The organism is Cryobacterium gelidum (assembly GCF_004403985.1).
GTDB classification, from domain to species: domain Bacteria; phylum Actinomycetota; class Actinomycetes; order Actinomycetales; family Microbacteriaceae; genus Cryobacterium; species Cryobacterium gelidum.
This window is the reverse complement of record NZ_SOHL01000015.1, coordinates 181,258-199,475: the sequence shown is the minus strand read 5'-3', so window position 1 is coordinate 199,475 and position 18,218 is coordinate 181,258. Positions and strand designations below refer to the sequence as shown.

At 60.6% G+C, this 18,218-nt stretch carries 17 protein-coding genes and 2 tRNA genes; 10 read left to right on the top strand and 9 right to left on the bottom strand.

From position 1 onward, the window contains the following. The first annotated feature begins 36 nt into the window (after positions 1-36). Complete coding sequence (locus tag E3T50_RS09390; protein WP_134551590.1) at positions 37-993, top strand: D-alanine--D-alanine ligase family protein; 957 nt, start codon at positions 37-39, stop codon at positions 991-993. Between the two features lie 472 nt (positions 994-1,465). On the opposite strand, the gene E3T50_RS09385 is transcribed toward E3T50_RS09390, so the two are convergent. From E3T50_RS09385 to rpmH, 8 genes are all read right to left on the bottom strand, one after another. Then, the gene (locus E3T50_RS09385) at positions 1,466-2,416 is read right to left on the bottom strand and encodes a ParB/RepB/Spo0J family partition protein (RefSeq protein ID WP_134551589.1); all 951 of its coding nucleotides are present in this window, start codon (positions 2,414-2,416) and stop codon (positions 1,466-1,468) included. Next, a complete protein-coding gene (locus E3T50_RS09380) occupies positions 2,416-3,387 on the bottom strand; it encodes a ParA family protein (protein WP_134458623.1) in 972 nt (323 codons plus the stop codon). The genes E3T50_RS09385 and E3T50_RS09380 overlap by 1 nt, the downstream gene beginning before the upstream one ends. 76 nt (positions 3,388-3,463) lie before the next feature. Continuing rightward, the gene (rsmG, locus tag E3T50_RS09375; RefSeq protein WP_134551588.1) at positions 3,464-4,159 is read right to left on the bottom strand and encodes a 16S rRNA (guanine(527)-N(7))-methyltransferase RsmG; all 696 of its coding nucleotides are present in this window, start codon (positions 4,157-4,159) and stop codon (positions 3,464-3,466) included. Between the two features lie 11 nt (positions 4,160-4,170). Then, positions 4,171-4,638 (bottom strand): Jag family protein, encoded by a 468-nt coding sequence (locus tag E3T50_RS09370; protein ID WP_166783829.1) that lies wholly within the window; start codon positions 4,636-4,638, stop codon positions 4,171-4,173. A 143-nt stretch (positions 4,639-4,781) separates the two neighbouring features. Next, a complete protein-coding gene (gene yidC / locus E3T50_RS09365; protein WP_134551587.1) occupies positions 4,782-5,765 on the bottom strand; it encodes a membrane protein insertase YidC in 984 nt (327 codons plus the stop codon). A gap of 8 nt (positions 5,766-5,773) precedes the next feature. Further along, on the bottom strand, positions 5,774-6,085 hold the full coding sequence (gene yidD / locus E3T50_RS09360; protein ID WP_134551586.1) for a membrane protein insertion efficiency factor YidD: 312 nt from the start codon (positions 6,083-6,085) through the stop codon (positions 5,774-5,776). Further along, complete coding sequence (gene rnpA, locus E3T50_RS09355; protein WP_134551585.1) at positions 6,082-6,453, bottom strand: ribonuclease P protein component; 372 nt, start codon at positions 6,451-6,453, stop codon at positions 6,082-6,084. Before rnpA ends, yidD begins: the two co-directional genes overlap by 4 nt. 23 nt (positions 6,454-6,476) lie before the next feature. After that, on the bottom strand, positions 6,477-6,614 hold the full coding sequence (gene rpmH / locus E3T50_RS09350; RefSeq protein WP_010204566.1) for a 50S ribosomal protein L34: 138 nt from the start codon (positions 6,612-6,614) through the stop codon (positions 6,477-6,479). A 451-nt stretch (positions 6,615-7,065) separates the two neighbouring features. Between rpmH and dnaA the strand changes: the two genes are divergently transcribed. The 9 genes from dnaA (at position 7,066) to E3T50_RS09305 (ending at position 17,353) form a co-directional block, all read left to right on the top strand. Further along, positions 7,066-8,487, top strand: a complete 1,422-nt coding sequence (gene dnaA / locus E3T50_RS09345; protein WP_134458634.1) for a chromosomal replication initiator protein DnaA — start codon at positions 7,066-7,068, stop codon at positions 8,485-8,487. A 449-nt stretch (positions 8,488-8,936) separates the two neighbouring features. Then, a complete protein-coding gene (gene dnaN / locus E3T50_RS09340) occupies positions 8,937-10,085 on the top strand; it encodes a DNA polymerase III subunit beta (protein WP_134458637.1) in 1,149 nt (382 codons plus the stop codon). A 5-nt stretch (positions 10,086-10,090) separates the two neighbouring features. Beyond that, a complete protein-coding gene (gene recF, locus E3T50_RS09335) occupies positions 10,091-11,260 on the top strand; it encodes a DNA replication/repair protein RecF (protein WP_134551584.1) in 1,170 nt (389 codons plus the stop codon). Beyond that, positions 11,253-11,792 carry a DciA family protein gene (locus E3T50_RS09330; protein ID WP_134551583.1) on the top strand — a complete coding sequence of 180 codons (540 nt, stop codon included), beginning with the start codon at positions 11,253-11,255 and terminating at the stop codon, positions 11,790-11,792. The genes recF and E3T50_RS09330 overlap by 8 nt, the downstream gene beginning before the upstream one ends. A 121-nt stretch (positions 11,793-11,913) precedes the next feature. After that, positions 11,914-13,962 (top strand): DNA topoisomerase (ATP-hydrolyzing) subunit B, encoded by a 2,049-nt coding sequence (gyrB, locus tag E3T50_RS09325; protein ID WP_134551582.1) that lies wholly within the window; start codon positions 11,914-11,916, stop codon positions 13,960-13,962. Positions 13,963-13,999: 37 nt separating this feature from the next. After that, positions 14,000-16,603, top strand: coding sequence for a DNA gyrase subunit A (gyrA, locus tag E3T50_RS09320; RefSeq protein ID WP_241990860.1), 2,604 nt, complete (start codon positions 14,000-14,002; stop codon positions 16,601-16,603). Next, entirely contained in the window at positions 16,596-17,000 is a 405-nt protein-coding gene (locus E3T50_RS09315; protein ID WP_134458647.1) for a DUF3566 domain-containing protein, read from the top strand. The genes gyrA and E3T50_RS09315 overlap by 8 nt, the downstream gene beginning before the upstream one ends. 148 nt (positions 17,001-17,148) lie before the next feature. Continuing rightward, positions 17,149-17,222: transfer RNA gene (locus tag E3T50_RS09310), tRNA-Ile, on the top strand. A 58-nt stretch (positions 17,223-17,280) separates the two neighbouring features. After that, a tRNA-Ala gene (locus tag E3T50_RS09305) sits at positions 17,281-17,353 on the top strand. 202 nt (positions 17,354-17,555) lie between these two features. Here E3T50_RS09305 and E3T50_RS09300 read toward each other — a convergent pair. Next, positions 17,556-18,083 (bottom strand): hypothetical protein, encoded by a 528-nt coding sequence (locus E3T50_RS09300; protein WP_134551580.1) that lies wholly within the window; start codon positions 18,081-18,083, stop codon positions 17,556-17,558. Positions 18,084-18,218: the final 135 nt, after the last annotated feature.

Genomic DNA, 18,218 nt, shown 5'->3' with positions numbered 1-18,218 from the left:
GCCCTACCCCCTAATCAGCTAGGAAAAATCCTGATCATGAGCGAATCGAATCCTCTCAACATCACCATCCTCGCGGGCGGCATCTCGCACGAGCGCGATGTTTCCCTCCGTTCCGGCCGTCGCGTAGCGGATGCCCTCACCAATTCCGGACACTCCGTCACGGTGCTCGATCCCGGCGCAAACCTGCTCACCACCCTCACCGCGCAGGCGCCCGACCTCATTTGGCCTACCCTGCACGGCGCTACCGGCGAAGACGGCGCGCTGCTCTCCCTGCTTGAGACGACCGGCATTCCCTTTCTGGGCTCCCGTGGTCCCGCTGCAGCCCTGGCCTGGAATAAGGGAACCGCGAAAGAACTCGTATCGCGCGCCGCTCTGGCAACTCCCCCGGCGATCGTGCTCTCCACTGAAACCTTTCGGGACCTCGGTGCTACGGACGTACTCGAGCACTTGATCAGTGCGATCGGCCTTCCCCTCGTCGTCAAACCAGCGCAGGGTGGCTCCTCGCAGGGCGTCACTATCGTACGAACCCCCGGTGACCTGCCCCGTGCCATGGTTGATGCGTATACCTACGCCAATACTGCCCTCGTCGAGGCGTACATCGAGGGGATCGAGGTCACAGTGGCCGTAATCGACGCCGGGAACGGTCCCACAGCGCTTCCCATCGTCGAAATCGTGCCCGTCGACGGGGTTTACAGCTTCGAGGCCCGCTATAACGCCGGCGAAACCGACTTTTATACCCCTGCCCGCCTCGCTCAGGACGTCTCAGGGGCGGTGAGTGCCTCCGCAGTGGCCATTCACACCCTGCTCGGCCTGCGTCACTTGAGCCGCGTCGACCTCATCATTGACGCAGCGGGCACCCCGTGGTTTCTCGAGGCCAATGTGCTTCCCGGCCTCACCGAGACTTCGCTGGTGCCGCAGGCCATCGAGGCCGCCGGTCAGACCCTCGGCGCCACGTACTCCGCCCTCGCTGCCCACGCCCTACGCACCCAGTAGACCCGCCCACCGTTTCACGTGAAACATAGGGCTCGTCCGACCGTTGCACGTAAACCGAGCCGCCGTGGCACCGCATTGTTCCAGTGTATGAACTGAAACGTGCACCATGACGACTCGGTGTCTCCGTGAAGCCGTCGCGCTAACCCGACGTCGCCACTAACGCGGTGGCCGGTCGCCGCGCGTAGTCCGCTTGCGACAAATGTGGTGCCGGGCCGGGCGAGCTCACCGGGTGGAACAGGCATGTTTCACGTGAAACGAAACATCACTTGTCCGTCCGCTTACAGCGTGGAGCGCCGTCGGCCACGGTGCTGGCTACTGCACAATTTTCGCGTGGATATGTCTTCGGCTTGGGCGTAATCCCGGCGCGCTTCTCGCTCAGCATTGCCCCACACTCTGCATCCAGTGTTGCACGTGAAACATCCGAGCGTGGACAGTCGGAATGTTTCACGTGAAACGCCATCCAGACGCGGACCTAGGTGGCGCTGAAGCCAGGTTCTCCGAGGACTGTCAGGATGCGATTGAGATCACCGATTGTCGCGAAATCTACCGTGATCTGGCCTTTTCGTGCGCCAAGATGGATTTTGACCCGGGTATCGAGACGATCTCCGAAGTGTTCAGCGATCTCATCGAGGTGTCCCTGGCGCCGTCCGGGCAGCGGCTTCATGATGGATTTCTTGGGACCAGCGGTCGCCGCGGCTTCCGCCGCACGCACTGACAGGTCCTCTTCCACGATTTTTTCTGCCAGACGCAGCATGCCGTTTATGTCGCCGACGGACAGGATGGCCCGTGCGTGACCGGCTGACAGAACGCCGGCGGCAACACGCAACTGCACGGGTTCCGGCAGCTTGAGCAGCCGCAGAGTGTTGGTGATCTGCGGCCGCGATCGACCGATCCGCGTTGCCAGTTCTTCCTGGGTAATGCCAAAGTCGGCGAGTAACTGCTGATACGCAGATGCCTCTTCCAGCGGATTCAGCTGCGCGCGGTGCAGGTTCTCCAGAAGTGCGTCTCGGAGCATGTCGACGTCGGCGGTATCGCGGACGACGGCCGGAATGCTGTCGAGCCCCACCTCCCTGGTGGCGCGTAACCGACGTTCACCCATCACGAGCTCGTACTTGCCGGGCTCATCGGGCAGGGGACGCACAACGATGGGCTGTAGCACACCGACTTCGCGAATGCTGTTCACGAGTTCGGCGAGATCATCCTCATCGAAGATGGTACGCGGCTGGGCCCGATTGGGAACGATGTCCTTGGGGTCCAGGTGCGCCAGCGTAGCGCCGGGCACGGGAACGAGCGCGGGGGAGGTGTCCGCTTCCGCGATCGCACTCCGGGGAAAGAAGACGTCCACCGGACGAGGCGCCGAGGCGCCTTCCTGCACCGGAATGAGTGCGCCGATACCGCGACCGAGGCCGGTTCTTTTCGCCATTATCGCTGTTCTCCTAATTGTGGCTTGTCTCCTCTTGGGGGCTCTTGCGCTGCTCGCGGGGCCCCGCGATGGGCCATTTCTGCTGCTGCTTCGAGGTATGAGAGCGATCCTGCGGAGTTGAGGTCGTAGCTGACGACGCTCTGACCATAGCTGGGCGCCTCAGAAACGCGCACAGAACGGGGAATTGCCGTATTCAAGACCTCTTTGGGGAAGTGATCGCGTACCTCCTTGGCAACCTGGGTCGCCAGATTGGTGCGGCTGTCGTACATCGTGAGCAAAATCGTCGATACGACCAGGTCGGGGTTGAGGTGCTTCTCAATAAGCTTGATGTTCTTGAGGAGCTGGCTCAGCCCTTCCAGTGCGTAATACTCGCACTGGATCGGAATGAGAACTTCACGTGCGGCGACGAAGGCATTGATGGTCAACAGTCCGAGCGAGGGCGGGCAATCGATGAAGACATAATCGTAGGGCTCGGATGTTCCAGCCAGATACAAGTCGAGGGCCCGGCGAAGACGCTGTTCGCGAGCAACCAGCGACACCAGTTCGATCTCGGCACCGGCCAGGTGAATCGTCGCCGGCACGCAGAACAGGGCACCGAATTCGGGGCTTTTCTGCACGACTTCATCCATGGGCATGTCGTTGATAATGACGTCGTAGACGCTCGGCGTCTCGGCCCGGTGCTCTACACCGAGGGCAGTAGAGGCGTTGCCCTGCGGGTCGAGGTCGATGACCAATACGCGTGCTCCCTGACGAGCAAGCGCCGCAGCAAGGTTGACGGCGGTAGTGGTCTTGCCGACTCCACCTTTTTGGTTGGAGATCGTCAACACCCGGGTCTTCTCGGGCTTGGGCAGTTCGCCGGCGGCAATGACTTGCCGGCGACGCGTCAACTCAGCGATCTCCCTGGCCAGCGGGGTTGTACCGTCGAACCCCGGCGCCTTGCCTGTGCGCTGATCTTCAGCAGGATGTTTCACGTGAAACCTTTACGCTCGACGGTTGATGAGCCACCCGAAAGGGACCCCCGAACACCAAAACTGGTGACATTCGGGACTACTCCACTGTAGCTCGGATGACCCGGGTTACCTCCGGCAGCACGCCCGCGCCGAGGGTAATGACCTCGACATCACGCAGACGGTATTTCTTGATGGGCTTCGCTGCGGCCATGACTTCACGCTGGGCGCCCTCGCCCTTCATGAGAATGAGCTCGCCACCGGTGCGCAGCAGGGGCGCCGTCAGGGGTATCAGTTTACTAAACGAACTCACGGCCCGGGCGGTGACCTGATCAAGCGGATTCGCTAATCGCGCTTCTTCGGCCCGCGCCCGTACTACGGTCACATTCGCCAGTTGCAGCGCGGCAACCTGGTCGTTTAACCACGCGACCCGTCGTTCCATCGGTTCGATCAGCACGAACTCCACATCGGGCCGCACGATGGCCAGAACCAGGCCGGGCAGACCCGCGCCGGACCCAACGTCTCCAACAAGACCGGGTCGCAGCAGGGGTGCCACAATGGCACAGTTCAAAATGTGGCGTGACCAAAGGCGGGGGAGTTCCAACGGCCCAATCAGCCCCAGAATTTCCCCCTGATCAGCTAAATTACTTGTGAAAGCACGAATGACGTCGATCTGGGGGCCGAATAGATCGACCGCGGCGGCCGGCTCGATCTCCAGCGCCACCGGTGCGGCAATGTCGAGTGCTGCCTCGGCGGACTCGGGCACGTTTGAGGCGGGTACGGCTGATTCAGGCATGACCGTCGAGGCTACGCTGCGGTGATGACGGTGTGCCGGTCGCGACCCTCGCCGGACGACTCGGATCGGTAATTACCGCTGGCTGCGACGATGTCGTGTACGAGTTTGCGTTCGTACGAGGACATGGACGGCAGATCGGCTTCGCTCGCGCCGCCTTCAATGCGCTCAATGGCCCGCGCCACCAGGGCCGCGAGTTCGGCTTCGCGCACCTCACGCGATCCGCCGATATCCAGGATCAGGCGTGAGAACGAACCTGTCTTATTCTGCACCGCGAGGCGCGTCAGCTCCTGCAGGGCATTGACCGTCTCCGGCTTAGAGAGCACCCGGAGGTTGTCGGCGTCGGACGCCTTGACGGCCAGATACGCCCGACCGTTGCGCGCGTCGATGTCGATATCGCCGTCGAGGTCGCAGATATCCAGGAACTCCTCGATGTAATCCGCGGCGATATCGCCTTCACGCTCGAGTTGATCGGTCGTCAGTGGTGCCTCGGGGGCAACGGAGGGGGCATCCGCTGTGGGAGCGCCCGGGGAGAGGTTCGGGGAGACAACCGCGGGAAGCGGGCTGTCGCTCACCGCAGTGCTTTCCTCGCTGAGGCCGGTCTTGTCCGTCACGGTGATCTCCACTACTTTTTCGGGCCGGTCTGCTTCTTGGCGCGAGCCTTACCGACCGGCTGCTGACGCTGCACGGGCTTGGCGGGCTCCTCGACCACAATGATGTCACCGTCGGTCGCGATGAGCTTACCCTTGCGGGCCATGCGCTCTTCCCGCGCCTTGGCGGCTTCACTGCCGGGCGTTGGCATGTTTCGAATCACCAGGAACTGCTGAATCATGGTCCAGAAGTTCGAGGTGAGCCAGTAGAACATGACGCCGAGCGGGAACGCGACACCGGAGAAGGCGAAAACGAGGGGGAGCAGGTAGAGCATGATGCGCTGCTGCTTGAACATGGGGCTCGCCTTGGTCTCCGGCGACATGTTCTTGGAGACGATCTGCAGCTGCGTGATGAACTGCGACGCGGTCATAAGCACGACCATGGTCGCCGCGATGATCATGACGGTTACGTTGAACGACTGACCGGATGTCCAGAGTGACCACTGCGAGGCGAAGGTGTCGTGTAGCGGTGCTTCACCGAACAGGGTGGCGTTGCCGAAGCTGATCGCGAGGTCGCTGTTGAGCGGTCCGACGCCAGCCTTGGCGCGCTGGGCGTCGTTGAGCACAGAGAACAGGGCGAAGAAGATGGGCATCTGCAGCAGCAGTGGCAGGCAGGAGCTCAGCGGGTTCGTACCCGTCTTCTTGTACATTGCCATGGTCTCGCGGGACATGGCCTCACGCGAGAATTGGTCTTTCTTACCCTTGTACTTGTCTTGGATCTTCTTCAGCTGGGGGGCGACCTCGAGCATCTTGCGCTGGCTTTTGATCTGTCGCACGAAGATGGGAATGAGAGCCGCACGCACTACCAGTACGAGGCCGACGATGGACAGCACCCAGGTGAGACCGTCGTCGTAGCCCAGACCTGCGATTCCGATCTGGGAAAAGAGCCAGTGGAAGGCGACAAGCAGTAGCTCGACCACCCATTTCAGAGGCCAGAGGATCGTACCTATGAGGTCCATACTGTGGGTTAGCCCTTTCCGTGGCTAGGTGCAACGACAAAACCGAACGACGTCACGCTGTAGCGACGTTTGCTTTTGAGAGGTACATCATCGATGCCGCCTTCAGACCACGGATGACAATGGCTCAGTCTGCGTGCAGCAAGGGCGCAGCCCCACGCTAGTCCGTGTTCCTGAACGGCCCCCAGTGCGTAGGCCGAGCAAGACGGGTAGAACCGACACACATCTCCATAGAGCGGAGAGATCACGGCGCGGTACACGCGAAGCAACAGCACACCCGCGTTACGGGGCAGCAGGACGATCGTCGTGAGCACGGAGTTCATCGGCCCGCGCTGCCCTTTCGCGCTGGTCGCGAGCGCGAGAGGGAACGTTGCACTTCATCGCGCAGCGTCTGCCACGCGGCATCTCGCGCAGTCGGCAGAGCGCGGATGACGATGTCCGTTCCCGGCGATACCGTGGACAGCAACTCGGACGTTACCGCCTTGAGGCGACGGCGAACGAGATTGCGTCTCACGGCGTCACCCACATTTTTTGCGACGATGAATCCGAAGCGAACCGGGACAACGACATCCGTGGGTACGGGGCCGGGCCGAACATAGAGGACGGTGTGTGCACCGACGATCCGGACACCACGCCGAACGACGCCCTGGTAATCGCTGCCACTCGTAATGCGATTTACGTGAGCGAGCACGAGAACCTGGCGACCATCAGGACCTACGCGGAGAGTTCGGTGCGACCCTTGCGACGGCGAGCACCGAGGATGGCGCGGCCCGCACGGGTGCGCATGCGCAGACGGAAGCCGTGCACCTTGGCGCGTCGGCGGTTGTTCGGCTGGAAGGTTCTCTTGCTCATAGTTCAATCTCCACGTATTTGAATCACCGCTGGCCAAGTTCCCCTCGGCCAGAACAGCAGCGCGCACAGAAGTTGGAAGCCCGCGGGATGGGGTCAACTGATTAAAACTACGGCCTGGGCCACGTCTGGTCAAACTCAGGCCCCGAATCAGGAGATTATCCACAATAATGACTCCAGTGTGGATACCGAACCGAGCAGGCGAGCCACGGGTGAATTCGCCTCGCTGAGTGGGATTGACTACCGTGAAGACAAGTTATCCACAGGTTGGTGTCTTCAACCTGAGAATTCGGTCGGTTCTATACACAAGCGGTGGATAACTTTAGCGATGACTCGAGAAAGACGCCGCGGGATGAGCCGTGACGGCAGATGAGCTGGTGTGCACCATCGGCCCCGCATCACCGGCCTCCGCGGTCGAACAGTGAAAAACCGAAACACAGAGATTGTAGGAACCATGGCAGACGTTGAAACGCCGATTGTCCAGACCTGGCGGTCCGTCCTGACCGCGTTGGAATCCGACGCCACCATCACACCCATGCTCTACGGATTCCTCAGTCTGGTCGAGCCGAAAGGCATCGCCGCTGGCACCTTCTATCTCGAGGTGCCCAACGAGTTCACGGCGAGCATGCTCAACCAGCGAATGCGGGTTCCCCTGCTCACCGCAATGGGTCAGCTCGATGAGGCCACGGCAGTGTCCACGTTCTACGTGGTGGTGAACCCCGAACTCGAGCAGGAGTCGCTGCGACCGGTGCAACAGACGATGACTCCACCCGACGTTGTCATCACGCCGTCCCCGTCGCAATCGGTGTTCGAGGGCGCTGCTCCGACACCGGTCCATGAAACTCGGCTCAACCCCAAATACAGTTTTGACAATTTCGTGATCGGGCAGTCCAATCGATTCGCGCACGCGGCCGCCGTGGCGGTGGCCGAAGCGCCGGCCAAGGCCTACAACCCGCTCTTCATCTATGGGTCGTCGGGCCTCGGAAAAACCCACCTATTGCACGCCATCGGTCACTACGCCATGAGCCTGTACCCGGGTATCCGTGTTCGTTACGTCAGTTCCGAAGAGTTCACCAACGACTTCATCAACTCCATCGCGAACAACCGCGGTTCCGCCTTTCAAGCGCGTTATCGCAACATCGACATTTTGATGATCGATGACATCCAGTTTCTGCAGAACAAGGCAGAAACCCAGGAAGCGTTCTTCCATACCTTCAACACCCTGCATGACCACAACAAGCAGGTGGTCATCACCAGCGATTTACCGCCCAAACACCTCACTGGCTTCGAAGACCGTATGCGAAGCCGGTTCGAGTGGGGTCTGATCACAGATGTCCAGGCTCCCGACCTGGAGACCCGCATCGCCATTCTGCGCAAGAAAGCGCAGAGCGAAAAGCTGCAAGTGCCGCACGACATTCTTGAATTCATGGCCTCGAAAGTGTCGTCGAATATTCGTGAGCTCGAAGGCACCCTGATTCGAGTCACTGCGTTCGCGAGTTTGAATCGCACGCCGGTGGATATGGACCTCGTTCAGACGGTGCTCAAAGACCTCATTACCCTGGACGAGGACAACGTGATCGCTCCGGTCGACATCATCACCAACACGGCCAATTACTTCAAGCTGTCAGTCGATGATCTCTACGGTTCCAGTCGGTCGCAAGCGATCGCCACGGCTCGTCAAATTGCCATGTATTTGTGCCGAGAACTCACGAACCTGTCGCTGCCCAAGATCGGCCAGCTCTTCGGTAACCGCGACCACACGACCGTGATGTACGCCAATAAGAAGATCAGTGAACTCATGAAGGAACGGCGCTCCATCTACAACCAGGTGACCGAGCTGACCAACCGCATCAAACAGGATCACCGCTACAAATAGCCGGATACGGCAGCACGGCCCCTCCGGAGGTTTCACGAGTTTCAGGTCGTGGAGACCAGGTTTGACCCGGAGGGGCCAAATTTTTTTAGTTTTCACACCTGTGGATAACCCTGTGGAATTAACTCACACAACGTGGCCATTCCTGTAGAAACTTGATGCCTGCCTGTAGAAACGTGTAATTACACCAAGTCCGAGTTGCTCAAACGAATGACAAACTTCCACAGCTCGCCCACAAGTTACAAACGTGTAGTTCCCAATGCCTGAGCGGTTTTCACAGAGTTATCCACAGTTTCCACAACGGTTAAGAAGATTAACAAGAATTCTTTAACTGGATCTAGCCGACAACCTTGACTGCCAAGCCCCTCGAAGAGGCACCGTACCGAACCGGCCGGTGAAGACAGCTAGCATTGAGGCCCACCCATCCGCCGCAAACGCTAAGGAATGACATCGTGAGATTTCAGGCAAATCGGGATGTCTTCAGCGAAGCAGTTTCCTTCGCGGTCAAGCTGTTACCGCAGCGCACCACCCTGCCCATCCTCAGTGGCGTGCTTATCGAAGCGACCGCAACGGGCTTGATCCTGTCGTCATTCGACTACGAGGTCTCTGCTCAAACCGAAATCGTGGCCGAGGTCGAAGAAACCGGCAAGGTTTTGGTCTCTGGCCGTCTACTCGCCGAGATCGCCAGCCGGCTCCCCAATGCACCGGTGCGTTTTTCCACAGAGAACTCACGCATCAAGGTGAGCTGTGGCTCGGCAAGTTTCACCCTGCTATCTATGCCGGTTGAGGAGTATCCGAGCATTCCGCAGGTGAGCACCCAGTCCGGCCTCGTGCCCGCTGAAGAATTTGCCGCTGCTGTTGCCCAGGTCGCCGTCGCCGCGTCGCGGGACGACGTCACTCCCGTCATCACCGGTGTGCAGCTGGAGGTAACGGAAAACAGCCTGAGCCTGGTCGCCACCGATCGCTACCGCGTCGCGGTTAGGGAAATCGATTGGGACCCGGGCAGCAACACCGCCGCTGGCACCATCACGGCACTTGTGCCAGCTCGAACCCTGCAGGAAGTCGGCAAGACCTTTGGCCACAGCGGAACCATCTCGGTCTCCATCACCAACAGCGACGACCGCGAATTAATCGCGTTCACGGCCAACAAGAAGACCGTTACGTCATTGTTGATCAAGGGTAATTTTCCTCCTGTTCGCCGTTTGTTTCCCACAGCAATTGACAACTATGCGGTGATGAACACGGCCGATTTGATTGAAGCCACTCGCCGCGTGCAGCTTGTGCTAGAACGTGAGGCGGCCCTGCGTTTCACGTTCGCCACCGACGGCGTCACGCTCGAAGCGGTGGGGTCCGAACAGGCACAGGCCTCGGAAACCATTGATGCCATCCTCTCGGGTATCGAGACCGTGGTCTCGCTCAAACCGCAGTTCCTGCTCGACGGGCTCAGCGCGGTGCACTCCGAATTCGTGCGGATCTCGTTCACGAAGACGGAAAACCCGAACAAGCCAGGGCCGGTGCTGATCACCAGCCAGACCTCGCGCGAGCAGGCCGGAGCGGACAGCTACAAGTACCTGCTTCAGCCCAACCTGCTGCTGCGCTAACACCGGTGCGGGTCACCCAGCTCTCGCTGACCGACTTTCGCAACTATGCGAAGGCCGAGGTCAGTTTCTTCCCAGGCCCAAACCTCATCGTCGGGCGCAACGGGCAGGGCAAGACCAACCTGGTCGAAGCGCTCGGCTTTCTCAGCACACTGGGTTCCCACCGAGTCTCCACTGACAAAGCCATGATTCGGGCCGGCCATGATTCGGGCATTATTCGGGCCAGGCTCGAATACAACGGCCGGGATATCCTCGCCGAGGTGCAGCTGAACCGTACAGGACAGAACCGGGCGCAGGTCAATCGGTCAGTCATCAAGACCCGCGATCTTCCACGCTACTTTTCGAGTGTGGTCTTTGCTCCGGAGGACCTCTCCCTCGTGCGCGGTGATCCCTCGGGTCGACGCAAATTTCTCGATCAGCTCCTGGTGTTGCGCAGCCCGCGGCTCGCCGCGGTGCTCAGCGACTACGACCGGGTGCTCAAACAGCGCAATACCCTGCTGAAGTCGGCTCGGGCATCCGGGATGCGCGGCAACCAGCTATCGACACTCGATATCTGGGACGAACGCTTGGTGGAGTTCGGTTCGGAGATCATCGACGAGCGTTCAAAGCTTGTGCAGCAGCTCGGTGAACCGCTGCGAGCGGCTTATCGGGCCGTCGTGAATGAAGATCATGGTCCGGCGCTGGTCGCCAGCCTGAGCATTCTGGGCGCTGACGAAGACGCCGATCCCGGCGCGATGGCGACCCTCAGCTCGCCGAAAGCAGTGAGCTCGGTAGACTCTTCCACCCAGGAGATCTTTCGAACGGCGCTGACCGGACTGCGTAAACGCGAGCTGGACAGGGGTGTCACTCTCGCTGGTCCGCACCGAGATGACCTGGTCTTCATGCTCAACGCCCTGCCCGCCAAGGGCTACGCCAGCCATGGAGAATCGTGGTCGTTCGCGCTGGCGTTGAAACTCGCATCCGCCCAGCTGTTGCGCCAGGATTCGGCCAGTGGCGACCCGGTACTGATTCTCGATGATGTTTTTGCCGAGCTTGATCTACACCGCCGGTCCCGGTTGGCCGCTGCGATCGGGTCATTCGAACAGGTTTTGATCACGGCCGCCGTGCTCGAAGATGTTCCGGCGGCCCTCGTGGCGCACACGATTCACATTCACGCCGGAGCGGTCATTGATGGCTGACCATGATGTTCCACGTGAAACGCAGGAGAACGACGATCCGGCGGAATTCAATACCAGTGAAGCGGCACAGGTCTACTTGCGCTTCAAGAGTATTTTCGGCGATCCGAACGCTCGGCGCTCGCGCGGCCGGAAACGCAGTGCGCCGGTCTCTGGCTCGAGCGTTCCCTTTGGAATCGGGCGCGACCCGCGCGGTCTCGGTGACACAATCAACTCGCTCACCATGCAGCTCGGGTGGAATTCACCGTTGGCTCAATCCGAACTTCTCGCGTCGTGGACGGAGTTGGCCGGCGAAGAAACCGCCAATCATTCCACCCCGGCCGGCATCGACGATGGCGTGCTCACCGTGCACTGTGAATCTACCGCCTGGGCCACCCAATTGCGGCTGATGCGCAACGTGATCATGGAACACATTGCAAATCGCTACCCGGACGCAGGCATTCAATCGATTCGTTTTCAGGGCCCCAACGCTCCGTCTTGGAAAAAGGGTCCCAGATCAATTCCAGGGCGTGGTCCGCGCGATACCTACGGGTGACCCAGCAATTATGGTCAACCCGATGAACAAAACGCGTCCAAGGGCGATTATGGCCGGTTCATCTCCCCCCGTTTGGTAGACTAAGGGGTCGCCCGTGCGATGGTCAGGAGCCTAATTTCAGATGACAGTTGAACCGACGCCCGAACGCACGTCCCCAGATACGTCCCCAGATACGTCCCCAATCATTTCCCGGCAAGAAGTTCAGTCGGAGCGGGAGCCGGAACACGAGTACGGCGCCGACGACATCCAGGTGCTTGAAGGTCTGGAAGCCGTACGCAAGCGACCGGGGATGTATATCGGTTCTACCGGACCACGCGGATTGCATCACCTCGTCTATGAGATCGTCGACAACTCCGTCGATGAGGCTCTGGCGGGGCACTGCGACACCATTGACATTCGTATCTTGGCCGACGGTGCGATTCGCGTCGAGGACAATGGCCGCGGAATTCCGGTTGACATTCATAAAGCCGAAGGACGCTCGACCGTCGAGGTCGTTCTGACCGTGCTGCACGCCGGCGGAAAATTCGGCGGGGGTGGTTATTCCGTCTCCGGTGGACTGCACGGCGTCGGCAGTTCCGTGGTCAACGCCCTCTCGAGTCGCCTCGAGGTCGAGGTTCGTCGTCAAGGGTTCATTTGGCGTCAGAGTTTCGCGAACGGTTTTCCGAATGCTCCCCTGGAACAGGGCGAAGCGAACGATGAAACCGGCACGACCATCACGTTCTGGCCGAGTTCCGAAACCTTCGAAACGATCGATTTCGACTACGAAACCCTGCGCGCACGGTTTCAGCAGATGGGCTTCCTCAATAAGGGGCTGCGCCTCACCCTCACCGATGAGCGTGAAGCCAACCGTACCGACGACGGCAAGGCCGTCAGTAACACCTTCAAGTACGACCAGGGACTCGTCGACTACGTCCAATACCTGAACCGCGCCAAGAAGGCCGACCTGGTCAACGATGAGATCATCTCATTCGAATGGGAAGACCACGAACGCAAGATGGCGCTCGAAGTCGCCATGCAGTGGACCACCGCATACACCGAGAGCGTGCACACCTACGCAAACACGATCAACACCCACGAGGGTGGTACCCACGAGGAGGGTTTTCGCGCCGCGCTCACCACACTCGTCAACAAGTACGCCCGCGAGAAGGGCATCCTGAAAGAAAAGGATGACAACCTCACCGGTGACGACGTTCGCGAGGGACTGACCGCGGTCGTCTCGATCAAACTCGCCGAACCGCAGTTCGAAGGCCAGACCAAGACCAAGCTCGGCAACACCGAGGCGAAGTCTTTCGTGCAAAAGGTCGCCAACGACCAGCTCACCGACTGGTTCAACCGCAACCCGAACCCGGCCCGCGAAATCATCCGCAAGTCCCTGCAGGCTTCGAACGCTCGAATGGCAGCCCGTAAGGCCCGCGAAACCGCGCGCCGCAAGGGACTGCTCGAGGGTGGTGGCATGCCGGGCAAGCTCAAGGACTGCCAGAGCAAGGACCCGTCGCTGTCCGAGATTTTCATCGTGGAGGGTGACTCGGCCGGCGGCTCTGCCGTGCAGGGTCGTAACCCCGAATTCCAGGCCATCCTGCCCCTTCGCGGCAAGATCCTCAACGTGGAGAAGGCTCGTCTCGACCGTGCCCTCGGCAACGCCGAGGTTCAGGCGATGATCACGGCCTTCGGCGCGGGCATGGGGGAAGAATTCAACCCCGACAAGGTGCGCTACCACAAGATCGTTTTGATGGCCGACGCCGATGTCGACGGCCAGCACATCACCACCCTGCTGTTGACCCTGCTGTTTCGCTACATGCGACCACTGATCGACCTCGGCTATGTGTACCTAGCCCAACCGCCGCTGTACCGTCTCAAATGGAGCAACTCTGCGCACCAGTATGTGTACTCCGACGCCGAGCGTGATGCGCTTCTGGCCGATGGTGTCACCGCCGGCAAGCGCATCCCGAAAGATAACGGGATCCAGCGCTACAAGGGCCTCGGTGAGATGGACTACAAGGAATTGTGGGAAACCACCATGGCCCCCGAATCCCGCACCCTGCTGCAGGTCACCCTGGACGACGCGGCATCCGCCGACGAAATCTTCTCCACCCTGATGGGTGAAGACGTCGAATCACGACGCAACTTCATCCAGAAAAACGCGAAGGACGTGCGTTTCCTTGACATCTGACGACACCACGGGCAACTCCGAATCGATCACCCCCGAAGTGACGGCCGCACATGCGGCTGCTGCGGCTGCCCACCTCGTGCAGCACGGCAGGATCGATCAGGTCGATCTGCAGCTGGAAATGCAGCGCTCCTATCTCGACTATGCGATGAGCGTCATCGTCGGACGAGCGTTGCCGGACGTGCGTGACGGCATGAAGCCGGTGCACCGTCGCGTGATCTACGCCATGTTCGACGGTGGCTACCGCCCAGACAAGGCGTTCTCCAAGTGCGCCCGCGTCGTCGGCGACGTGATGGGCCAGTTCCACCCGCACGGTGACTCCTCGATCTATGACGCGCTCGTGCGTCTCGTTCAGCCCTGGAGCCTGCGGTATCCGCTCGCCCTCGGCCAGGGAAACTTTGGTTCCCCCGGCAACGACGGTGCTGCTGCCCCGCGATACACCGAAACGAAAATGGCCCCGCTGGCCCTGGAAATGGTGCGGGACATCGACGAGGACACCGTCGATTTTCAGGACAATTATGACGGTCGCACCCTCGAGCCGACCGTGCTGCCGGCCCGATTTCCAAACCTGCTGGTCAACGGCTCGGTGGGTATCGCCGTCGGTATGGCCACCAACATTCCGCCGCACAACCTGCGCGAAGTCGCCGCGGGCGCCCAGTGGTATCTGCAAAACCCCGGGGCCAGCCGCGAGGAACTACTCGAAGCGCTGATTGCGCGCATCAAGGGCCCTGACTTTCCCACCGGCGCACAGATTCTAGGCGTCAAGGGAATCCAGGACGCCTACCGCACTGGTCGCGGCTCCATTACGATGCGGGCCGTGGTCAGCATCGAAGAGATTCAGGGTCGCACCTGCCTCGTGATCACCGAGCTGCCGTACCAGGTGAATCCCGACAACCTCGCGATCAAGATCGCCGACCTGGTCAAGGACGCCAAGATCACCGGTATCGCGGACATTCGCGATGAGACCAGTGGCCGAACCGGCCAGCGCCTCGTGATCGTGCTCAAACGCGACGCCGTGGCCAAGGTCGTGCTGAACAACCTGTACAAGCACACCCAGCTGCAGGAAAACTTCGGCGCCAACATGCTCGCCATCGTCGACGGCGTTCCGCGCACGCTCGCGCTCGACGGCTTCATCTCGGCCTGGGTCGCACACCAGATCGAGGTCATTGTCAGGCGCACCCAGTTCCGTCTGAACAAGGCCGAAGCTGACGCGCACATTTTGCGTGGCTATCTCAAGGCGCTCGACGCCCTCGACGAGGTGATCGCGCTCATCCGTCGGTCGAACACGGTCGACGACGCCCGCGAGGGCCTGATGGCCCTGCTCGTCGTGGACAAACTGCAGGCCGATGCCATCCTCACCATGCAGCTGCGTCGCCTCGCCGCCCTCGAGCGTCAGAAGATCATCGACCAGGCCGCCGAACTCGAACTGCAGATCGCGGAATTCAAGTCGATTCTGGCCAGCCCCGAACGCCAGCGAACGATCATCAGTGAGGAACTCGCCGAGATCACCGGGAAGTTTGGCGACGACCGCCGTACCGAGATCATGTTCGGTTTCGACGGCGACATGTCCGTCGAAGATCTCATCCCCGAAGAGGAGATGGTGGTTACCGTCACCCGCGGCGGTTACATCAAACGCACCCGTAGCGACAACTATCGCAACCAGCACCGCGGGGGTAAGGGCGTCAAGGGGGCTCAGCTGCGGGCCGATGACGTGGTCGAACACTTCTTTGTCACCACGACGCACCACTGGCTGCTGTTCTTCACCAACACCGGCCGGGTTTACCGCGCCAAGGCCTATGAAGCGCAGGAATCCGGTCGTGACGCCAAGGGGCAGCACGTCGCCAACCTGCTCGCCCTGCAGCCGGGTGAAGAAATCGCCCAAATCCTTGACATTCGCGACTACGACGTCGCTCAGTACCTGACCCTCGCCACGCGTGACGGCCTGATCAAGAAGACCGCGCTTCGCGAATACGACACCAACCGCACCGGCGGCATCATCGCCATCAAGCTGCGCGAGGGCGATGAACTCGTCTCCGCACTTCTGGTCGAAGATGATTCCGACCTTCTGCTGGTCTCACGCAAGGGCATGTCGATTCGCTTCACCGCGACCGACGAAGCGCTGCGACCGATGGGGCGCAGCACCTCCGGTGTGATCGGAATGCACTTCCGCGGAGAGGACACCCTGCTGGACGCCTCCGTTATCAATGACGACGGATTCGTCTTCGTGGTGACCGAGGGCGGGTACGCCAAGCGCACTGCCGCCGACCAGTACCGGTTGCAGAATCGCGGCGGCCTGGGCATCAAGGTGGCCAAGCTGAACGACGGCCGTGGCGATTTGGTGGGCTCGTTGATCGTCAACTCCGAGGATGAAGTTCTGGTGGTCCTTGCCAGCGGCAAGGTGGTGCGCTCTGACGTCGCGGAGGTTCCGGCCAAGGGTCGGGACACTATGGGTGTTGTGTTCGCCAAGTTTGCGGATGAAGACAGAATCATTTCCATCGCGAAAAATATCGAACGTAATCTGGTCGCCACCGACGAAGACGGGGTTGTGGACGCCGGCGCACCAGCCGGCACCATGGACACCAGTGCTGCAGACGGCGCTGCTTCCGAACGTGATCCAGGGAAAGTAGACTCACCGAATGAGTAGCGTCGCCGAAAAACTCGCCAAGAAGTCCACACGCAAGGCCCCGAGCAAGCAGGTTCGACTGAAGCTGGTCTACGTCGACTTCTGGTCGAGCGTGAAACTGTCGTTCCTGGTGGCGGTCTGCCTCGCGGTCGTCACGATCGTGGCGACCTTCCTCACCTACACGGTTCTCCTTCAGACCGAGGTATTGAGCAAGGTTGACGCGCTGTATGCCACTGTGGCGGCAGAATCGGGCGACCTGTCCGCCATCCTCTCCATCGGTAATGTTATGGGCTTCGCCGTCGTTGTGGCCGTGCTGAACGTGGTCGTCATCACCGCCCTCGGCGCGATCTACGCCGTGTTGTACAACCTGAGCGTGAAAATTACCGGCGGACTGCTCGTTGGTTTCACCAACAACTAGACCCACAACCAGCTTTTCACGCACGATCGAGGGCTGTTTTTTCCCGGAGACAGCCCTCGCAGCCCAAAATTGCGCAACTTCTCCGTACGGAGGATCACTCGATTTCAGGATCCGGCCAGATTCCGGTAGTCTTCAATCTGCTCAAGAGGGGGATATAGCTCAGTTGGTTAGAGCGCTTCACTGATAATGAAGAGGTCCCAGGTTCAAATCCCGGTATCCCCACGCAGCACCAGATTTATTCCGATCCCAGCGTCCGCGCTGATGTCGGGCCTGAGAAATTGGGGCCATAGCTCAATTGGTAGAGCGCCTGCTTTGCAAGCAGGAGGTCCGGGGTTCGATTCCCCGTGGCTCCACAGCTGAGGTGAAAAGGCCCGTCCTCGGACGGGCCTTTTTATGTACCCGCACTCGGTCCCGGCGCAGGTGGCCCACCGCGCATTCCGTGGCTGAGCGCTTGTACAGCCCTCAACAGGCCGCTGTCGGCCGCAACGGGCGTCGACGCAGAAGGACCCGCATCCGGTGGATGCGGGTCCTTCACGAGCTGCTGACCGTTCTGGGCTAGTCTTCCTGGACTGTGGTCGGTTCAACTTCGTCGTCGGAGACCCAGAGTTCATCGTCGGCGCGGAACGTCTGCCAGACGGCATAGGCGACGCCGACGGCTGCAACCACGGCGAGGCCGAAAGCGAAATATGTTCCAGCTCCCGCACCCTTCGGTTCGACGACAACCGGCTTCTGCAAGCGGATGCGCCCCAGCGCGGCACGCACACGGGCGTCGCGGGCAACATCGCCCACGGACATGACCGTGCCGATGGCGGTGCCGATGCCGGGAAGAACGTCGTGGACGACGCGGCGGCGAACACCGTCGGCGGCTTCCTGCGTGGCGTTCACGCTCGAGCGGAGGTAATGGTCATAACCCTCGCGGACACGTGGAGCGACCTCTTCGCGGGCGAGGATGCCGGCCTGGTGACCAGCCTGACGAGCGAGAACGTTCGCCCGCTCCAAAACCTCTTGTTGGTGGCTCCATAATTCGTCTGCGCTTTTGCGCAGCCGAGCGAGCTCCTTGCGGCGCTTGCGTGACAGGCTCATCTGGACCCTCCATCGATGTCGTGTGGCGAATGTTTATCTATCTTGCCACTGAGTGCCTATCTTGCCACTGAATCGGCGACTTACCAGCGAATGCACTGCGAGCGAGGGTCGGCATTCAGAGTGGCTTGAGATTGC